13 protein-coding genes are annotated in these 15,320 nt (G+C 72.0%); 6 read left to right on the top strand and 7 right to left on the bottom strand.

Annotated elements, in window-relative coordinates; genetic code table 11:
• Window positions 1–35 precede the first annotated feature (35 nt).
• Window positions 36–509 carry a DUF4442 domain-containing protein gene (locus tag SOM19_RS16315; protein WP_320487637.1) on the top strand — a complete coding sequence of 158 codons (474 nt, stop codon included), beginning with the start codon at window positions 36–38 and terminating at the stop codon, window positions 507–509.
• On the opposite strand, the gene SOM19_RS16310 is transcribed toward SOM19_RS16315, so the two are convergent.
• Window positions 506–1,270 carry a helix-turn-helix domain-containing protein gene (locus SOM19_RS16310; RefSeq protein WP_320487636.1) on the bottom strand — a complete coding sequence of 255 codons (765 nt, stop codon included), beginning with the start codon at window positions 1,268–1,270 and terminating at the stop codon, window positions 506–508. The genes SOM19_RS16315 and SOM19_RS16310 overlap by 4 nt on opposite strands.
• A 71-nt stretch (window positions 1,271–1,341) precedes the next feature.
• Here SOM19_RS16310 and SOM19_RS16305 point away from each other — a divergent pair, with 71 nt between their 5' ends.
• Together SOM19_RS16305 and SOM19_RS16300 are read left to right on the top strand one after the other, a co-directional pair.
• Window positions 1,342–1,851, top strand: a complete 510-nt coding sequence (locus SOM19_RS16305) for a VOC family protein (RefSeq protein ID WP_320487635.1) — start codon at window positions 1,342–1,344, stop codon at window positions 1,849–1,851.
• A 96-nt stretch (window positions 1,852–1,947) separates the two neighbouring features.
• Window positions 1,948–3,201, top strand: a complete 1,254-nt coding sequence (locus tag SOM19_RS16300) for an APC family permease (RefSeq protein ID WP_320487634.1) — start codon at window positions 1,948–1,950, stop codon at window positions 3,199–3,201.
• On the opposite strand, the gene hisS is transcribed toward SOM19_RS16300, so the two are convergent.
• The 3 genes from hisS to nhaA form a co-directional block, all read right to left on the bottom strand.
• Window positions 3,185–4,462 carry a histidine--tRNA ligase gene (gene hisS / locus SOM19_RS16295; RefSeq protein WP_320487759.1) on the bottom strand — a complete coding sequence of 426 codons (1,278 nt, stop codon included), beginning with the start codon at window positions 4,460–4,462 and terminating at the stop codon, window positions 3,185–3,187. The two genes, SOM19_RS16300 and hisS, sit on opposite strands and share 17 nt — an antisense overlap.
• A gap of 390 nt (window positions 4,463–4,852) precedes the next feature.
• Complete coding sequence (locus tag SOM19_RS16290) at window positions 4,853–5,491, bottom strand: nucleoside triphosphate pyrophosphohydrolase (RefSeq protein WP_320487633.1); 639 nt, start codon at window positions 5,489–5,491, stop codon at window positions 4,853–4,855.
• Window positions 5,488–6,657 (bottom strand): Na+/H+ antiporter NhaA, encoded by a 1,170-nt coding sequence (gene nhaA, locus SOM19_RS16285; RefSeq protein WP_320487632.1) that lies wholly within the window; start codon window positions 6,655–6,657, stop codon window positions 5,488–5,490. Before nhaA ends, SOM19_RS16290 begins: the two co-directional genes overlap by 4 nt.
• A 149-nt stretch (window positions 6,658–6,806) precedes the next feature.
• Here nhaA and SOM19_RS16280 point away from each other — a divergent pair, with 149 nt between their 5' ends.
• Together SOM19_RS16280 and SOM19_RS16275 are read left to right on the top strand one after the other, a co-directional pair.
• Window positions 6,807–9,479 (top strand): phosphoenolpyruvate carboxylase, encoded by a 2,673-nt coding sequence (locus tag SOM19_RS16280; protein ID WP_320487631.1) that lies wholly within the window; start codon window positions 6,807–6,809, stop codon window positions 9,477–9,479.
• 49 nt (window positions 9,480–9,528) lie between these two features.
• On the top strand, window positions 9,529–9,699 hold the full coding sequence (locus tag SOM19_RS16275) for a hypothetical protein (RefSeq protein WP_320487630.1): 171 nt from the start codon (window positions 9,529–9,531) through the stop codon (window positions 9,697–9,699).
• Window positions 9,700–9,738: 39 nt separating this feature from the next.
• On the opposite strand, the gene SOM19_RS16270 is transcribed toward SOM19_RS16275, so the two are convergent.
• Window positions 9,739–10,338 (bottom strand): gamma carbonic anhydrase family protein, encoded by a 600-nt coding sequence (locus SOM19_RS16270; protein ID WP_320487629.1) that lies wholly within the window; start codon window positions 10,336–10,338, stop codon window positions 9,739–9,741.
• Window positions 10,339–10,391: 53 nt separating this feature from the next.
• The gene (mfd, locus tag SOM19_RS16265) at window positions 10,392–14,018 is read right to left on the bottom strand and encodes a transcription-repair coupling factor (RefSeq protein ID WP_320487628.1); all 3,627 of its coding nucleotides are present in this window, start codon (window positions 14,016–14,018) and stop codon (window positions 10,392–10,394) included.
• Between the two features lie 61 nt (window positions 14,019–14,079).
• Here mfd and SOM19_RS16260 point away from each other — a divergent pair, with 61 nt between their 5' ends.
• The gene (locus SOM19_RS16260; RefSeq protein ID WP_320487627.1) at window positions 14,080–14,724 is read left to right on the top strand and encodes a hypothetical protein; all 645 of its coding nucleotides are present in this window, start codon (window positions 14,080–14,082) and stop codon (window positions 14,722–14,724) included.
• 11 nt (window positions 14,725–14,735) lie between these two features.
• Here the strand turns inward: SOM19_RS16260 and pth are convergent, their stop codons facing one another.
• Window positions 14,736–15,320, bottom strand: a complete 585-nt coding sequence (pth, locus tag SOM19_RS16255; protein WP_320487626.1) for an aminoacyl-tRNA hydrolase — start codon at window positions 15,318–15,320, stop codon at window positions 14,736–14,738.

Raw genomic sequence — 15,320 nt, 5'->3', positions numbered from 1 at the left:
CCGCGACGCTGCGAGCGCTTTGGCACCATGACCGGATGCAGATCACGCCTCGCCGCCTCGCCCTCGGAATGAGCCTCTGGGCACCGAACCTCTGGAGCGGCATCCGCGTCAAGCGCTTCTCCGACGACTGGACCAGCGCGACCGTCGAACTCCATGTGAACTTCCTCACCCGCAACTACGTCAAGACGGCGTTCGGCGGGTCGATGTCGGCGATGACCGACCCCTACTTCTTCATGCTCGTGATGCATCAGCTGGGCCGCGACTACGTGGTGTGGGACACCCGCGGCGAGATCGAGTTCGTCAAGCCGGGCCGTGGCGTACTGACGGCGCACTTCGAGGTGCCGCCGGAGAAGGCCGACGAGCTGCGGGACCGCGCTCGCGGCGGCGCCAAGGTGCTGGAGTGGTTCGAGACCGACATCACGGATGCCGCGGGCGACGTCGTCGCACGGGTGCGGCGCGAGGTCTACGTCCGCGAGAAGAAGCGGGTCACGACCGGCGTCCGCGGCTAGCGCTCACTGCGGTACTCCGTCGCCGTCATCCCCAGCACGGTGCGGAAGTCGTTCGCCAGATGGGCCTGGTCGGCGTAGCCCAGCGACACCGCGATCTCGGCGAGCGAGGCATCCGGATCCTCCCGGACGTGCTGCGCGGCCTCCTGGAGCCGCCGGCGCCGGATCATGGTGGCCGGCGGCAGGCCCACGGTGCGGTGCGCGAGGCGCTGCAGCGTGCGCGGCGACACCGAGAGCCGTGCGGCCGCATCCTCGACGCGGAGGATCGTGGCATCCGTCATGAGCAGCTCGGCCATGTCGGCGGCCAGACGCGCCTCGCCGGTGCGCACTCCGACTCGGGCGTCGACCCAGGCCGCCATGCGTGCAACGGCCGCCTCCGCGCCGCCGGGCATCACACCGCGGACGGCCGCGTGCAGGTCGGGCTCGTCGAGGGTCGCGAACGAGTCGACCAGGTCCGCCGGCGAGTCCGACAGGACGGCGAGGGCCGCCGGCTTCAGCAGCGCCCCGACAGCCCATCCCCGGCCCTCGAGGACGCGCTCGGACACGCGGGTCGTCGCCCCCCACAGCGTCACCCCGGAAGGCTCGACGACGAGGTTCGCCGCCGGGAACGCGAGCACCTGCTGTCGGGATGCGACGCCGGGCGGAAGGTCCCATTCGGGCACCCAGAACCAGCCCACCAGGTCGGCGGCGGCGTCCGGGGCGGGGAGCCGCTGGAGGTGGGGCAGCCGTTCGGGGTACAGGATCCCGCGCGTCGGATCGGTCACCAGGTCAGGGTAGACGGAGCCTGTCGCGAATCTCCAAGACCGCGGCCGGTTGCCGCTCCTACCGTCGGAGCATGAGCACAGACAGCATCACCGGCGCGACCGGTGCACACACCACGAACGGACGGCCGAACACGGCGACGAGCCTCACTCCCTTCCTCGCGATACGGCGCGCCAAGGAAGCGCTCGAGTTCTACCGCGACGTGTTCGGGGCCCGGATCATCGACGCCACCGAGATCGGCGGGGTCGTCGTCCACGCCGACCTCGACTTCGGTCTCGGACTGCTGCAGTTGGGCGAGCCCACCCCGGAGTACGGGCTGATCGCGGCACCCGACGGCGACGAGGACTGCTACTCGCTCGGGCTCTACGTTGCCGACGTCGACGCGACGGTCGCGGGCGCGGTCGCAGCGGGTGCGACCGTCCGGGAGGCTCCCGACACCTTCGTCTCGGGCGACCGGTTCGCGAGCATCCGCGATCCCTTCGGTGTGCGCTGGAGCATCATGACCAGGGTCGAGGACCTGTCGGAGCAGGAGAGCGCGGCGCGCGTCGCGGAGTGGGCCGCGTCGTTCAGCCCGACGGAGTGAGGCGTCGGGCGGGACGAGAAGCGAGCGTCGACCCGGCGACGAAAGAGGGCACCCGCCACTCCCCGGTGTTCGCCGCCACCCGTTAGGGTTCCGCTCGTGACCTCGACCTCGCTCCCCCGCCGGCTCGGACTGGGCGATGCGGTGTTCATCGGCCTCGGCTCCATGATCGGCGCCGGCGTGTTCTCCGCGTTCGCGCCGGCCGCCGCGGCGGCGGGGAGCGGCCTTCTCGTGGGTCTGGGCATCGCGGCGATCGTGGCGTTCGGCAACGCCACCTCGTCGGCACAGCTCGCGGCGGTGCATCCGACCTCGGGCGGGGCCTACGCCTACGGCCGCGCCGAGCTGGGGCCGTGGTGGGGGTTCGTCGCGGGGTGGGGGTTCGTGGTCGGGAAGACCGCCAGCTGCGCCGCGATGGCGCTGACGTTCGCCGCCTACGCCGCACCGCCGGGATGGGAGCGACCCGTCGCCATCGCCGCGGTCGCCGCCCTCGCCGCAGTGAACTGGTTCGGGGTCACGCGCACGGCGCAGCTCACGCGCCTCATCGTCGTGTTCGTGCTGCTCGGACTGGCAGTGGCGGTGGCGGCGGCGACCGCGGCCCCCGACGCGCCGGGCTGGCTGGAACCCGGTGCCCTGTGGGAGCACGGCGGGTACGGCGTCCTGCAGTCGGCGGGTCTCCTCTTCTTCGCCTTCGCCGGGTACGCCCGCATCGCGACGATGGGCGAGGAGGTGCGCGACCCCGCGCGCACCATCCCCCGCGCGATCGTCCTGGCTTTCGCGGGGGCGCTGGTGGTCTACGCCGTGGTCGCCGTCGCCGTGCTGTCCGCGCTCGGGGCGGCGGGAACGGCCGCGGCCGCCGACCCGGTGGCCGAGGCCGCAGCGGCGTCGGGGTGGGCCTGGGCGGAGCCGGTCGTCCGCGTCGGGGCGGCCGCGGCATCCCTCGGCGCCCTGCTCGCCCTCATCGCCGGAGTCGGCCGCACCGCGTTCGCCATGGCGCGCGAGGGCGACCTGCCGCCGTACCTGGCCGCGGTGCACCCGAGGTGGCACGTGCCGCATCGCGCCGAGGCGACGCTCGCGGTCGTCGTGATCGGGCTCGTCGCGGTCGTGGATCTCCGGGGCGCGATCGGCTTCTCGTCGTTCGGCGTGCTGCTGTACTACCTCGTCGCCAACATCGCCGCGTTCCGCCAGGCGGGGGCCGCGCGCCGCTATCCCCGTGCGCTCCAGATCGTCGGCGGGGTCGGATGCCTCGTCCTGGCGGTCACCCTGCCGTGGCAGGCGGTCGTCGCCGGCGTCGTGGTGGTCGCCGCGGGGATCGTCTACCGTTTGCTGCGGGTGCGGCTCAGGCCAGCGGCTTGACCTCGAGGCCGGCGGGGACGGTTCCGGCAGAGACCGTCGCGAAGGCCGTGTAGCCGTCGGATGCCGCGCGCTCGAGCAGCGCCTTGAGGTTCTTGGTTCGCTGCTCCAGGCGCACCCTCGAACCCTGGGCGATGAGCGCGGCCTTGAGCGCGAGCAGCTCCCCCGTGGGCACGTCGCGGTCGTGGACCAGCACGACCGCCGAGGGGCCGTCGCCGTCGGCGGCCTCGATCAGGTCGACGAGACGCTCGAACCCGATGGAGAAGCCGACGGCGGGCACGTCCTGGCCGAGGAACCGCCCGATCATGCCGTCATAGCGTCCACCACCGCCAAGCGAGTAGTCCACCGACGGGTGCGCGAGCTCGAAGATCGTCCCGGTGTAGTACCCCATGCCGCGGACGAGGAAGGGATCGAACACGAGCGGGATGTCGATGCCGTCGCCGTCGCCGTCGCCGCCGGCGCGAGAAGCCGCGACCGCCTCGCCGATGCCCACCAGGTGCGACACGATCTCGTCGGGCGCGTCCGGCGGCAGGAGCTTGCGGATCTGCCGCTCACCGTACGGGTTGTACTCGAGGGTCATCGGCCGGGTGAGGAACGCCTCGAGCGCGTCCACCGCCGGAGCCGTCGCGCCGCGCTCACGCAGCTCGGCCACGACCCCGTGCGGCCCGATCTTGTCGAGCTTGTCGATGGTGATGAGCACGCCCGGGCGCTCGTCGGCGGTGAAGCCGAAGCTGTCGAGCATCCAGTCGAGCGCGCGACGGTCATTGATCCGGATGCTGCCGCCCTCGAGTCCGAGGGCCTCGAGCGTGTCGAGCGTCGCGACCGCGAGCTCCGCCTCGGCGCGGGCGGAGGCATCCCCGATGATGTCGATGTCGCACTGGACGAACTGGCGGTAGCGGCCCTTCTGCGGCCGCTCCGCGCGCCACACCGGCGCGATCTGGATGGCGCGGAACACCGCCGGCAGCTGACCCCGGTTCGTCGCGTAGAAGCGGGCGAGCGGCACCGTGAGGTCGTAGCGCAGGCCGAGGTCGGTCAGCTGGGACTGATCGTCGGCGGCGGCTCGGAGGGCCTCGGGGTCGAGGCCGCGCTTGAGCACGTTGTAGGCGAGCTTCTCGTTGTCGCCGCCGATCCCGGCGTGCAGCCGCGAGTACTCCTCCATGACGGGCGTCTCGATCTCGTCGAACCCGTGCGCGCGGTAGCGGTCGCGGATGACGGCGAGCACGCGCTCGCGGCGGGCCTTGTCGGCGGGGAGGAAGTCGCGCATGCCGCGCGGCGGGTTCACGGATGCCACGTCCGTATTCTCTCAGGTCGGCTCGGCCCCTCATTCACGCAGCCGCCGGCCGTGCCTGCCCACCCGCCCCGCCCCGCCTGCCCGGCTCAGGGGATCCGCCCAGATCAGGACGAATCAGGGCCATCCGGTCCTGATTGCGGCAGATCTCCTGAGCCCGGCAGCGGGCTGGCCGGGCAGCGAACGGTCGGTCGACCTGATCTTCCGCGGCCGGCCACGCATGCCCACCCACACCGCTCCGCCAGCCCAGCTCAGGGAATCCGCCCGGATCAGGACGAATCAGGGCCTTCTGGTCCTGACTGCGGCAGATCTCCTGAGCCCGGCAGCGACCAGACAGGCCCAAGCCCGGCCCCAAACCAGGCCGCCTCAGGCGGAGCCGGCCTCGGCGCGCCGGATCTCCGACTCGAGGCCGCGGAGGCGTTCGCGCAGCGCGCGCTCGGCATCCCAGCCGTTCGCACGGGCCGTGGCCACGAGCGCCAGCAGCGCGTCGCCCAGCTCGGGCTCGGTGGCGGGGCCTTCGGCGGGAGCGACCCGGACGCCGGCCTGGGACCCCTTCGACACGAGCTTCTGCGCGAGGGCGAGGGACGGCATCCGCTCGCTCACTCCGTCGAGCACGCTGGTGCGCGAGCTCTTCTCCGCCGCCTTGGCCGCGTTCCAGTGCACGAGCACCTCTTCGGGCGTGTTCGCCACCGCATCGCCGAAGACATGCGGATGCCGGCGCACCATCTTGTCGGTCAGGCCGCGTGCGACGTCGTCGATGTCGAACGGGTCCTGGGTGTCGCGGGAGGCGATCTCGGCGTGGAACAGCACCTGCCACAGCAGGTCGCCGAGCTCTTCGCGCAGCTCGTCCCGGTCGCCCTCCTCGACGGCGTCGATCAGCTCGGCGCTCTCCTCGACGAGGTACGGGACGAGGGCTCGATGGTCGATCTGCTGCGTCCACACGCACCGGTCGCGCACCGCCCGCATGGTGTCGGCGGCGTCGCGCAGCGGATCGGTCGGAGTCATGCCTCGGCCGCGTCCGCCGTCGCCTGCGCTGCCTGCTTCCGGTAGTGCCATGCCCGCCACGATACGAGGATCCCGGCCAGAACGAGCGAGATCAGCGACCCGGCGAGCACGCCGAGGATCGCCTGATCGCGGATCTCGGGCGCGTCGCCGAAGGCGAGCTCCGACAGCAGCAGCGACACCGTGAAGCCGATCCCGCCCAGCGCCCCGGCCGCGATGAGGTCGCCGAACCGCAGCGGCGGCGCGCTGCTGCGGTCGCCGATCCGCAGCGACACCCATCCGAACAGCGCGATGCCCACGATCTTGCCGACCGGGAGCGCCACCAGCACGCCCCAGAACGCGGGCGACAGCTCCCCGAGCGACACCGCCGGGATCGCGACGAGCGCGGCGTTGAAGGCGAACAGGGGCAGCACGACGACGTTGACCCACGGCTCGAGCTCGTGCCGCACCCGCAGCGCCGGCCGCTGCGCCATCGCGAGTCCGAGCACGACGCCGGCGATGGTCGCGTGGACACCCGACTGGTACACGAACGCCCAGGTCAGGATCGCCAGGATCACGAGGAGGACGGCGATCGGCACCCGCGCACGCGTGTCGAGCAGGCGGCTCAGGATGCCGAACAGCACCACCGAGAACAGTGCGAGCCCCAGCATCCCGAAGTCCACGTCGCTCGTGAACAGCACCGCGATGAAGACGATCCCGACGATGTCGTCGAGGATCGCGAGTGCGAGCAGGAACACCCGGAGCGCGGGAGGAAGCCCCTTGCCGAAGACCGCGAGCACCCCGAGCGCGAAGGCGATGTCGGTTGCCGTCGGAATGGGCCAGCCCGACGCCGCCTCGCTGCCGAGGGCGAACATCAGGTAGATCGCGATGGGGACGACGACGCCGCCTGCGGCCGCGATGGCCGGCTGCATCGCCTTGCGCGCCGAGTTGAGCTGACCCGCGGTCAGCTCGTACTGCAGTTCGACCGCGACGACGAAGAAGAACACGGCCAGGAGCCCGTCGGCGATCCAGTGGTCGATCGTCAGCTCGAAGAACCCCGGGATGCCGACATACGTGTGCAGGAAGTCGTCCACGGGCCCGCCCGCCGGGCTGTTCGCCACGACGAGGCCCGCGGTCGCGGCGACCAGGAGCACGATCGCCGGGAAGCGGGCCGATCGTAACAATGACATCGAGGTCCTTCCGTCCAGCCGCCCACGAGGGTCGTCGCGACATCGCCGACCAGACTTCCCGGCACACCTGCGGGCAGTCTAGCCACAGGCGGTCGTCACACGGGGCCCCGCGTGTCATCGCCGAATCGCCGCGGCATTAGCGTGGAACCATGCGTGAACTCACCCAGACCGAAGCGATCGACCTCGTCGGGCGCTTCGAGGCCGAGCAGGAGATCCCGGAGAGGATGCGCGCCGACGTCAGCATGCTCGGATCGCTCCTGGGCCGCGTCCTGCGCGAGAGCGGATCGCACGGGCTGTACGACGATGTCGAGCGGCTGCGGATCGCGACCATTCAGGCCTACACCGACGAGACGCCCGAGGCGTTCGCGCGGGCCGCGGCGATCGCCGACTCCTTCACGGTGGCACGGGCCGACGAGGTCGCGCGGGCGTTCACGGCGTACTTCCACCTCGTGAACCTCGCCGAGGAGCACCAGCGCGTGCGCATCCTCCGCGAGCGCGACGGCCGCCCCGACCGCGAGCAGGCGACCGATTCGGTGGCGGCGGCGTTCGTGCGCCTCGCCGCGGAGGTCGGCGACGACACCGCCCTCGCGCGCCTTCAGGGACTGCGCTTCCACCCGGTCTTCACGGCGCACCCCACCGAGGCGCGCCGCCGCGCGGTGTCGTCGAGCATTCGCCGTCTCGCCGCCCTGCTCGAGGAGCACGACGCCTCGCTGCGCAACGGGGCCGACCAGCGCCGCGCCGAGCGCCGCATGCTCGAGGAGGTCGACACGCTGTGGCGCACCGCGCCGCTGCGCCCGGAGAAGCCTGCTCCCACCGACGAGGTGCGCGCGGTCATGGCCGTGTTCGACGAGACCCTGTACACCGCGGTGCCCCACGTCTACCGGCGCGTCGACGACGCCCTTCAGGGTCCGGCCGCTGGCAGCCGCGCGCCCATCGTGCGTCCGTTCGTGCGCGTCGGATCGTGGGTGGGCGGCGACCGCGACGGCAACCCCTTCGTGACGGCATCCGTCACCCGCAAGGCGGCGAAGATCGCGAGCGAGCACGTTCTCCTGGGCCTCGAGCGCACGACCAGCCGCGTGGGTCGCACGCTCACGCTCGACGGGAGCACGACGCCGCCGAGCACCGCGCTGGTGGCCCTGTGGAAGCGACTGTCGGCGGCCGACGAGGACGCCGCCGCCGAGATCGCCAAGCGCTCCCCCAACGAGCCCTACCGCCGGATCCTGCTCCTGCTCGGACGCAAGCTCACGGCGACGCGAGAGCGCAACGCCGACCTGGCCTACAGCGACCCGGAGCACTTCCTCGCAGACCTCCGGGTGGTGCAGGACTCGCTCGTGCAGGCCGGCGCCGCCCGCCAGGCGTACGGCCACCTGCAGCAGCTGCTGTGGCAGGTGGAGACGTACGGCTTCCACCTGACCGAGCTGGAGGTGCGCCAGCACTCGGCCGTCCACGCCTCGGTGCTCGCCGAGCTCGACGCGGGGGGTGCGCGCTCCGAGCAGGCCGAAGAGGTGCTCGACGTCTTCCGCTCGATCGCGTTCCTGCAGGAGCGCTACGGTCCTCGCGCCGCCGGTCGCTACATCGTGTCGTTCACGCAGTCGGCCAACGACCTCGCCGCCGTCCATCGCCTCGCGCGGCACGCCTTCGGATCCGACGCCGAGCTGCCCGTGCTCGACGTCATCCCGCTCTTCGAGACCTTCGCCGACCTGCAGGCCGCCCCGCGGATCCTGGCCGAGATCGTCCACCATCCCGAGTTCGCGGCGCGGCTCGACGCCACGGGCCGCCGGCTCGAGGTCATGCTCGGCTACTCCGATTCCTCGAAGGACGTCGGTCCGGTGGCGGCCAACCTCGCTCTCTACGAGGCGCAGGCCGCGATCGCCGCCTGGGCGCGCGAGAACGGCATCGAACTCACCCTCTTCCACGGTCGCGGCGGCGCCCTCGGTCGCGGCGGCGGACCGGCGAACTCCGCGATCCTCGCCCAGCCCCCGCACTCGGTCGACGGCCGGTTCAAGCTCACCGAGCAGGGCGAGGTGATCTTCGCGCGCTACGGCGACCCCGCGATCGCGATGCGGCACATCGACCAGGTGGCCGCGGCGATCCTGCTGGCGTCCTCTCCCACCAACGAGGAGCGCAACCGCGCGGCCGCCGAGCGCTACGCCGCGGTCGCCGCGACGATGGACACGGCATCCCGCGAACGCTTCTTCTCGCTCGTCAAGGCGCCCGGCTTCGCCCCGTGGTTCGCCCGCGTGACGCCCATGGAGGAGCTCGGCCTGCTCGCCCTCGGATCGCGGCCCGCACGCCGCGGGCTGTCGGTCGAGTCGCTCGAGGACCTCCGCGCCATTCCGTGGGTCTTCGCCTGGACGCAGGCGCGCATCAACCTGGCCGGCTGGTTCGGGCTGGGAACCGCACTCGACGCGGTCGGCGACGAGGACCTGCTGGTGCGGGCGTACGACGACTGGCCGCTGCTGCGCACCCTCATCGACAACGTCGCGATGAGCCTGGCCAAGGCCGACGACCGCATCGCGCAGCTCTATCTCGCGCTCGGCGACCGCGACGATCTCGCGGCGCTCGTGCGCGACGAGATGACCCTGACGCGCTCGTGGGTGGTGCGGATCACCGGGGGCACCGAGCTGCTCGGCAACAAGCCGGTGCTGCAGCGCGCCGTCAAGATGCGAAGCCCCTACGTCGACGCCCTCTCGCTCCTGCAGCTGCGCGCCCTGCGCGCCCTCCGCGACGCCCCCGAGGGTTCGCCGGTCGACCCCGAGCAGCAGCGCCTCCTGCTGCTCTCGGTGAGCGGGGTCGCGGCCGGCCTTCAGAACACCGGCTGACACGCGCGTCGCTGCCACGGATGCCGCGGGCCGGGGCTACCGTGGCGGCATGGCACGGACCATCGTCGCCGAAACCTGTCCCGAATGCGGATCGCTCGATGTGCGGGCGACCGAGCCGAAGTGGTTCCTCGTGGAGTTCGACCGGCGCGTCGACCTCGACGACGGCTGGGTCGAGCGCCTCGAGTTCGAGTGCCGCGACTGCCACGGCAGCTGGGATTGACGGCCGGAGGAGAGCGGATGCCGCACCCCCGGCATCCGGTCATTCGACGCGTCGGTCGTCGGCGTGGCGCGACAGCCCGCGCCCGTAACGCTCGGTGAGCTGCACCATGAGGTCGGGCGTCTCGCGGTCGAGGCCGAAGACGTAGCCCGGGAAGTCGAGCTCGCGCTGCGCGGCCCAGATCTCCTCGTGTCTGTCGGGAGACAGGATCTGCAGCGGCTCGCCGACCGCCACCCACGCGATGGGCACCACCGTCTCGGGGGGCAGCACCGTGCGCAGGTGCACGACGGCGTTGATGCGCACCTCGCTCCGCTCGCCGATGCGGGCGCCGTTGAACACTCGCGTGCCCGTGGCGAGGAAGACCTCGTCGCCGATCGTCGCGCCCGAGACGCTCGCCATCGGCCCGACGAGCACATGGTCGCCGATGTGCACCGGATTGGTCGAGGTCGCACGGATCAGCGCGTTCTCCATGACGATCACGTTCTCGCCGAGGGTGATCGGACCGCCCTCCGCCGTGATCACGGCACCGTGCAGCACCTGGCAGTCCGGTCCGATCACGACATCGCCGCTGATCACCGCGGTGGCCGCGATGACGGCATCGGGATGGATGCGGGGCTGTGCCCCGAGGTGTTCGAACCGCATGCGGCCTCCTCGCTCGGTGTCAGCGTAGCGGGGTGCCTCAGCGGCGCGAAGGGTCAGCCGCCGGCCGCCGCGGCCCCGACGCTCTCCGGCTTGGGCGTGGGCCACAGCTGGTCGAGCAGCTGCCGCACCCATTCGATGAGCTCGGCGTCGCCCAGCGGCTCCCCCGCCGCGCGCGGCAGCGGGAGGACGAGCGCCTCGCCGCCCGAGAGCAGCTTGGCCTTCGGGTGCAGGCGCTGCAGGCGCACCCGCATCGAGTCGGGCAGGTCCGCGGGCGCGATGCGCAGGTTCGGCCCCATCGCGACGACGTCGGTGAGCCCCGCCTGGGCGGCGCGGCGCCGCAGCCGTGCGACCGCGAGCAGCCCCTCGACGTCGGCGGGCGGCTCGCCGTAGCGGTCGCGGAGCTCGTCGATCACGAGGTCGAGCGACTCGTCCTTCGCCGTGACGGATGCCGCGGCCGACAGCTTCTGGTACGCCTCGAGCCGCAGCCGCTCGCTGTCGATGTACGACTCGGGGATGCGGGCCTGCACCGGCAGCTCGAGCCGCAGCTCGGCCGGGCCCTCGACCTCGTCGCCCCGGAACGCCGACACGGCCTCGCCGATCATGCGCAGGTAGAGGTCGAAGCCCACGCCGGCGATGTGGCCGGCCTGCTCGGCGCCGAGCAGGTTGCCCGCGCCGCGCAGCTCGAGGTCCTTCAAGGCCACCTGCATGCCGCTGCCGAGGTCGTTGTTGACGGCGATCGTCTCGAGGCGGTCGGCCGCGGTCTCGGACAGCGGCTTCTGCTCGTCGTAGAGGAAGTACGCGTAGGCGCGCTCGCGCGCACGTCCGACGCGGCCGCGCAGCTGGTGGAGCTGCGACAGGCCGTACTTGTCGGCCCGGTCGATGATGATCGTGTTGGCGTTCGAGATGTCGAGGCCCGTCTCGACGATGGTGGTGCACACCAGCACGTCGGAGCGGCGCTCCCAGAACGCGTCGACGACCTCTTCCAGCGCGTGCTCGCCCATCTGGCCGTGGGCGACGGCGATGCGCGCATCCGGCACGAGCTCGGCCAGCTGCGACGCGACCCGCTGGATCGACTGCACCCGGTTGTGGACGAAGAAGACCTGGCCCTCGCGCAGCAGTTCACGGCGGATCGCGGCGGCGATCTGCTTGTCGTTGCGCGGGCCGACGAACGAGAGGATCGGATGCCGGTCCTCCGGCGGCGTCTGCAGCGTCGACATCTCGCGGATCCCGGTGACCGCCATCTCGAGCGTGCGCGGGATCGGCGTCGCGCTCATCGCGAGGATGTCGACGTTGGTCTTGAGCTTCTTCAGCTGGTCCTTGTGCTCGACTCCGAAGCGCTGCTCCTCGTCGATGATCATGAGGCCGAGGTCCTTGAAGAACACCTTCTCGGTGAGGATGCGGTGCGTGCCGATCACCATGTCGACGGTGCCGTCGGCCAGCCCCGCGAGCGTGTCGCGCGCCTCCTTGTCGGTCTGGAAGCGCGAGAGCGCCTTGACCTTGACCGGGAAGCCGGCGAAGCGCTCGGTGAACGTCTCGATGTGCTGCTTGACGAGCAGCGTCGTCGGCACGAGCATCGCGACCTGCTTGCCGTCCTGGATCGCCTTGAACGCCGCCCGCACGGCGACCTCGGTCTTGCCGAACCCGACGTCGCCCGACAGCAGCCGGTCCATGGGGATCGGCTTCTCCATGTCGGCCTTGATCTCGTCGATCGTCTGCAGCTGGTCGGGCGTCTCGGCGAACGGGAACGCCTCCTCGAGCTCGCGCTGCCAGGGCGTGTCGGGGCCGAACGCATAGCCCTTGGCGGCCATACGCGCCGAGTAGAGCTTGACCAGCTCGACCGCGATGTCGCGCACCGCCCTGCGGGCGCGACCCTTGGCCTGTGCCCAGTCGCTGCCGCCCATCTTCGAGAGGGTCGGCGCCTCGCCGCCGACGTACTTCGAGAGCAGGTCGAGCTGATCGGTGGGGACGAAGAGCTTGTCTCCCGGGTAGCCGCGCTTGGAGGGCGCGTACTCGAGCACGAGGTACTCGCGCACGCTCTTGATCGGGTTGCGGCCGCCGCTGGAAACCTCGCGCTGGGTGAGCTCGACGAAGCGCCCGATGCCGTGCGTCGCGTGCACGACGAAGTCCCCCGACTTCAGCTGGATCGGGTCGACGACGTTCTTCCGCCGCGACGCCAGCTTCTTCACGACGCGCTGGTCGCCGCCGATCGTGCGGCCGTAGAACTCGGTCTCGGTGAGCACGGCGAGCTTCGCATCGGCGGATTCGAAACCGCGCTCGAGCACCGACAGCACGATGTGCGCGACGCCGGGCTCGGGCGCCTCGAGCACCGTGTCGACGCGGCGGGCGGCGATGCCGCGTTCGGCGAGCACATCGCGTGCGCGCTCGACGAGTCCTGCTCCGGATGCCGCGACCACGACCCGCCAGCCGTCGGCGAGGAGCGATCCGACATGCGCGGTGGCGCCCTCGACGTTGCCCTGGAACGAGGGCACCGGGGCGCCCGGCACGCGGACCACGGCCGCGGCTTGGAGCGCGACGTCGATGTCGACGTCGAGCAGGCCCTCGGCCGAGGCATCCGCTTCTCCCGAGTCGAAGGCGCTCATCGTCCACCAGACGTCACCGCGCTGGTGCGCCGCCCGGCGCAGCGCCGGCAGCGTGAGGAAATCGCCGGCTCCGAGGTCGATCGGCGTCTGCGCGCCGGCGGTCGCCGCGCTCCAGGCCGCCTCGAGGAACTCGCGGTTCGTCTCGCCGAGCGTGATGGCGCGCGTGACGGAGCGCTCCGGGTCGACGAGCGCCACGGCCGCGCCCTCGGGCAGGTAGTCGACGATCGTGACGAGTCGGTCGACCACCGCAGGCAGGAGCGACTCCATGCCCTCGACGGGGATGCCCTCCGACATCTTCTCGAGCATGCCGGCGAGCCCGGGGAACTCTCCCTTGAGTTCGCGGGCGCGCGCGCGGACGGCGTCGGTGAGCAGGAGCTCGCGGCTCGCGAGGAGCGAGACCTCGGGCACCTCGCCCGGGAGCGAGCGCTGGTCGGCCACCGAGAACGCGCGGATCTGGTCCACCTCGTCGCCGAAGAACTCCACGCGGAACGGATGCGGCGCGGTCGGCGGGAAGACGTCGAGGATGCCGCCACGCACCGCGAACTCGCCGCGGCGCGACACCATGTCCACGCGATGGTAGGCGAGTTCGACGAGGCGCAGCGAGACCTCGCCGAGGTCGTTGCCGCGCGCACCCACCACGAGGTGGATCGGATCGACGTCGGTGAGCCCGGCGGCCAGCGGCTGGATCGCACCGCGCACGGACGCCGTGATGACGAGAGGGGTCTCGCCGCTCCAGCGGGCGATCCTGCCGAGCACGTCCAGCCGGTTGCCGACGATCTCGGGGCTCGGGCTCAGGCGCTCGTGGGGCAGCGTCTCCCAGGCCGGGAAGTGCAGCACCTCGGCCCCCGGCAGAAGCGCACCCAGCGCCGGGCCGATCGATTCGGAGCGGCGGCCGGTCGGGGTGATCAGAAGGATCACCGGCGGCTTGCCGGCCGCACGGCGGCGTTCGAGGAGCGCGGAGAGGAGTGGCGCTGCGAGGCCTTCGACCAGTGAGAAGTCGCCGTCGACGGATGCCGCGGCCACCGCATCCCGGAACGACTCAGCCTGCTCGAGGGCGCGCACGATCCCGGGAACTGTCACCGTAGGAGTCTAATGGCGGCCGCCGCCCGGGAGGAGCGGGAGCGCCTCATAGGATGAGCCCGTGAGCGACCAGACCGAGCCGACGCCCCCGCAGCCGCCGACGTCCCCTCCGACGGTTCCGGCCGCAGCTCCCTGGGCTCCCCCCGGCGCCCCGCCGTTCGGGGCACCCGCGGGCACTGCCGGTGGGCAGGGTGCCGCGGCGTACGCTCCGCCGGTGGGCTACGCGCTGCCGCCCGCCTCCCCGCTCGCCCCCGCCGGCCCCGCCGGTCAGGCCAGGCAGCCCGGTCCCCCGTTGACTGCCGCCGCGGGCTCGGCGCCACGGACCGCCCGCCTCGGCCTCGTCGCACTCGCACTGGCGGTCGTGGCCACCGTCGGCACGGCGGTCGCCGTTGCGATCGCCGCCTTCAACATCGGGCTCGGCACCGGCCGGGAGATCGCCATGCGCGCGATCGACGCCGACTTCGACTGGTCGGTCCTGACGCCCGTCCGCGGCTGGGTCCAGCTCGCCGAGACCGCGTTCTGGATCGGGACGGCGCTGGGCGTCTGGGCGCTGGTGCAGGGCGTCATCGCGATCGTGAAGGACCGGGGGCGCGGCGCGGCGATCGCCGCCGTCGCGGTCGCCGCGATCGGGCCGATCGTCGCGTTCGTCGTGCTGCAGGGATTCCTCGCCGCCGGGTTCACGGCCGGCGCGGGCGTGGGCGGCTGACCGCCGCAGCCCTACACCCGCGGCGCGTGATGCTTCTGCTGCGCGGCGAGGAGGCCCTCCTCGATGAGCTGCTCGACCGCATCCGCGGCATCGCCCAGGAGGATCGGCAGGTTATTGCGCTCGGTCGCGCCGAAGGGGTCGAGCACCCAGTCCGCGGCATCCTGACGCCCCGGCGGGCGTCCGATGCCCACCCGCACGCGCGCGAACTCTCCGGAGTCGAGAGCCTTGGCGACATCCCGCACCCCGTTGTGACCGCCGTGACCGCCGCCGGTCTTGAGCTTGATGGTGTCGAAGGGGATGTCGAGCTCATCGTGCACGACCACGACGTGCTCGGGCTCGATCCCGTAGAACTTGGCCAGACCGGCCACCGGACCGCCCGAGACGTTCATGAACGTGTTGGGCTTGGCCAGGATGAGCTTGGCCCCGCCCGGACGCAGCCAGGTCTCAGCCACGCGGGCGTTCGCCTTGTGCGCGCGGAAGCCCTCGCCGCGGCGGCCGGCCAGCTCATCGACGACGAGCTGACCCACGTTGTGACGGGTCAGCTCGTAGCGGGGTCCCGGGTTTCCGAGGCCCACGATCAGCCACGCCTGTGCCAT

This window comes from Microbacterium sp. CFBP9034 (assembly GCF_034045255.1).
Classification (GTDB): domain Bacteria; phylum Actinomycetota; class Actinomycetes; order Actinomycetales; family Microbacteriaceae; genus Microbacterium.
Note: the sequence above shows the minus strand (reverse complement) of the source record. Positions and strands in the feature narration are given on the sequence as shown.

Coding starts and splice junctions, on each gene's coding strand:
- SOM19_RS16315 (WP_320487637.1), top strand. CDS start 36: ATGCAGATCACGCCTCGCCGCCTCGCCCTCGGAATGAGCCTCTGGGCA.
- SOM19_RS16305 (WP_320487635.1), top strand. CDS start 1,342: ATGAGCACAGACAGCATCACCGGCGCGACCGGTGCACACACCACGAAC.
- hisS (WP_320487759.1), bottom strand. CDS start 4,462: ATGCGCGACTTCCTCCCCGCCGACAAGGCCCGCCGCGAGCGCGTGCTC.
- SOM19_RS16290 (WP_320487633.1), bottom strand. CDS start 5,491: ATGACTCCGACCGATCCGCTGCGCGACGCCGCCGACACCATGCGGGCG.
- nhaA (WP_320487632.1), bottom strand. CDS start 6,657: ATGTCATTGTTACGATCGGCCCGCTTCCCGGCGATCGTGCTCCTGGTC.
- SOM19_RS16280 (WP_320487631.1), top strand. CDS start 6,807: ATGCGTGAACTCACCCAGACCGAAGCGATCGACCTCGTCGGGCGCTTC.
- SOM19_RS16275 (WP_320487630.1), top strand. CDS start 9,529: ATGGCACGGACCATCGTCGCCGAAACCTGTCCCGAATGCGGATCGCTC.
- SOM19_RS16270 (WP_320487629.1), bottom strand. CDS start 10,338: ATGCGGTTCGAACACCTCGGGGCACAGCCCCGCATCCATCCCGATGCC.
- pth (WP_320487626.1), bottom strand. CDS start 15,320: ATGGCACAGGCGTGGCTGATCGTGGGCCTCGGAAACCCGGGACCCCGC.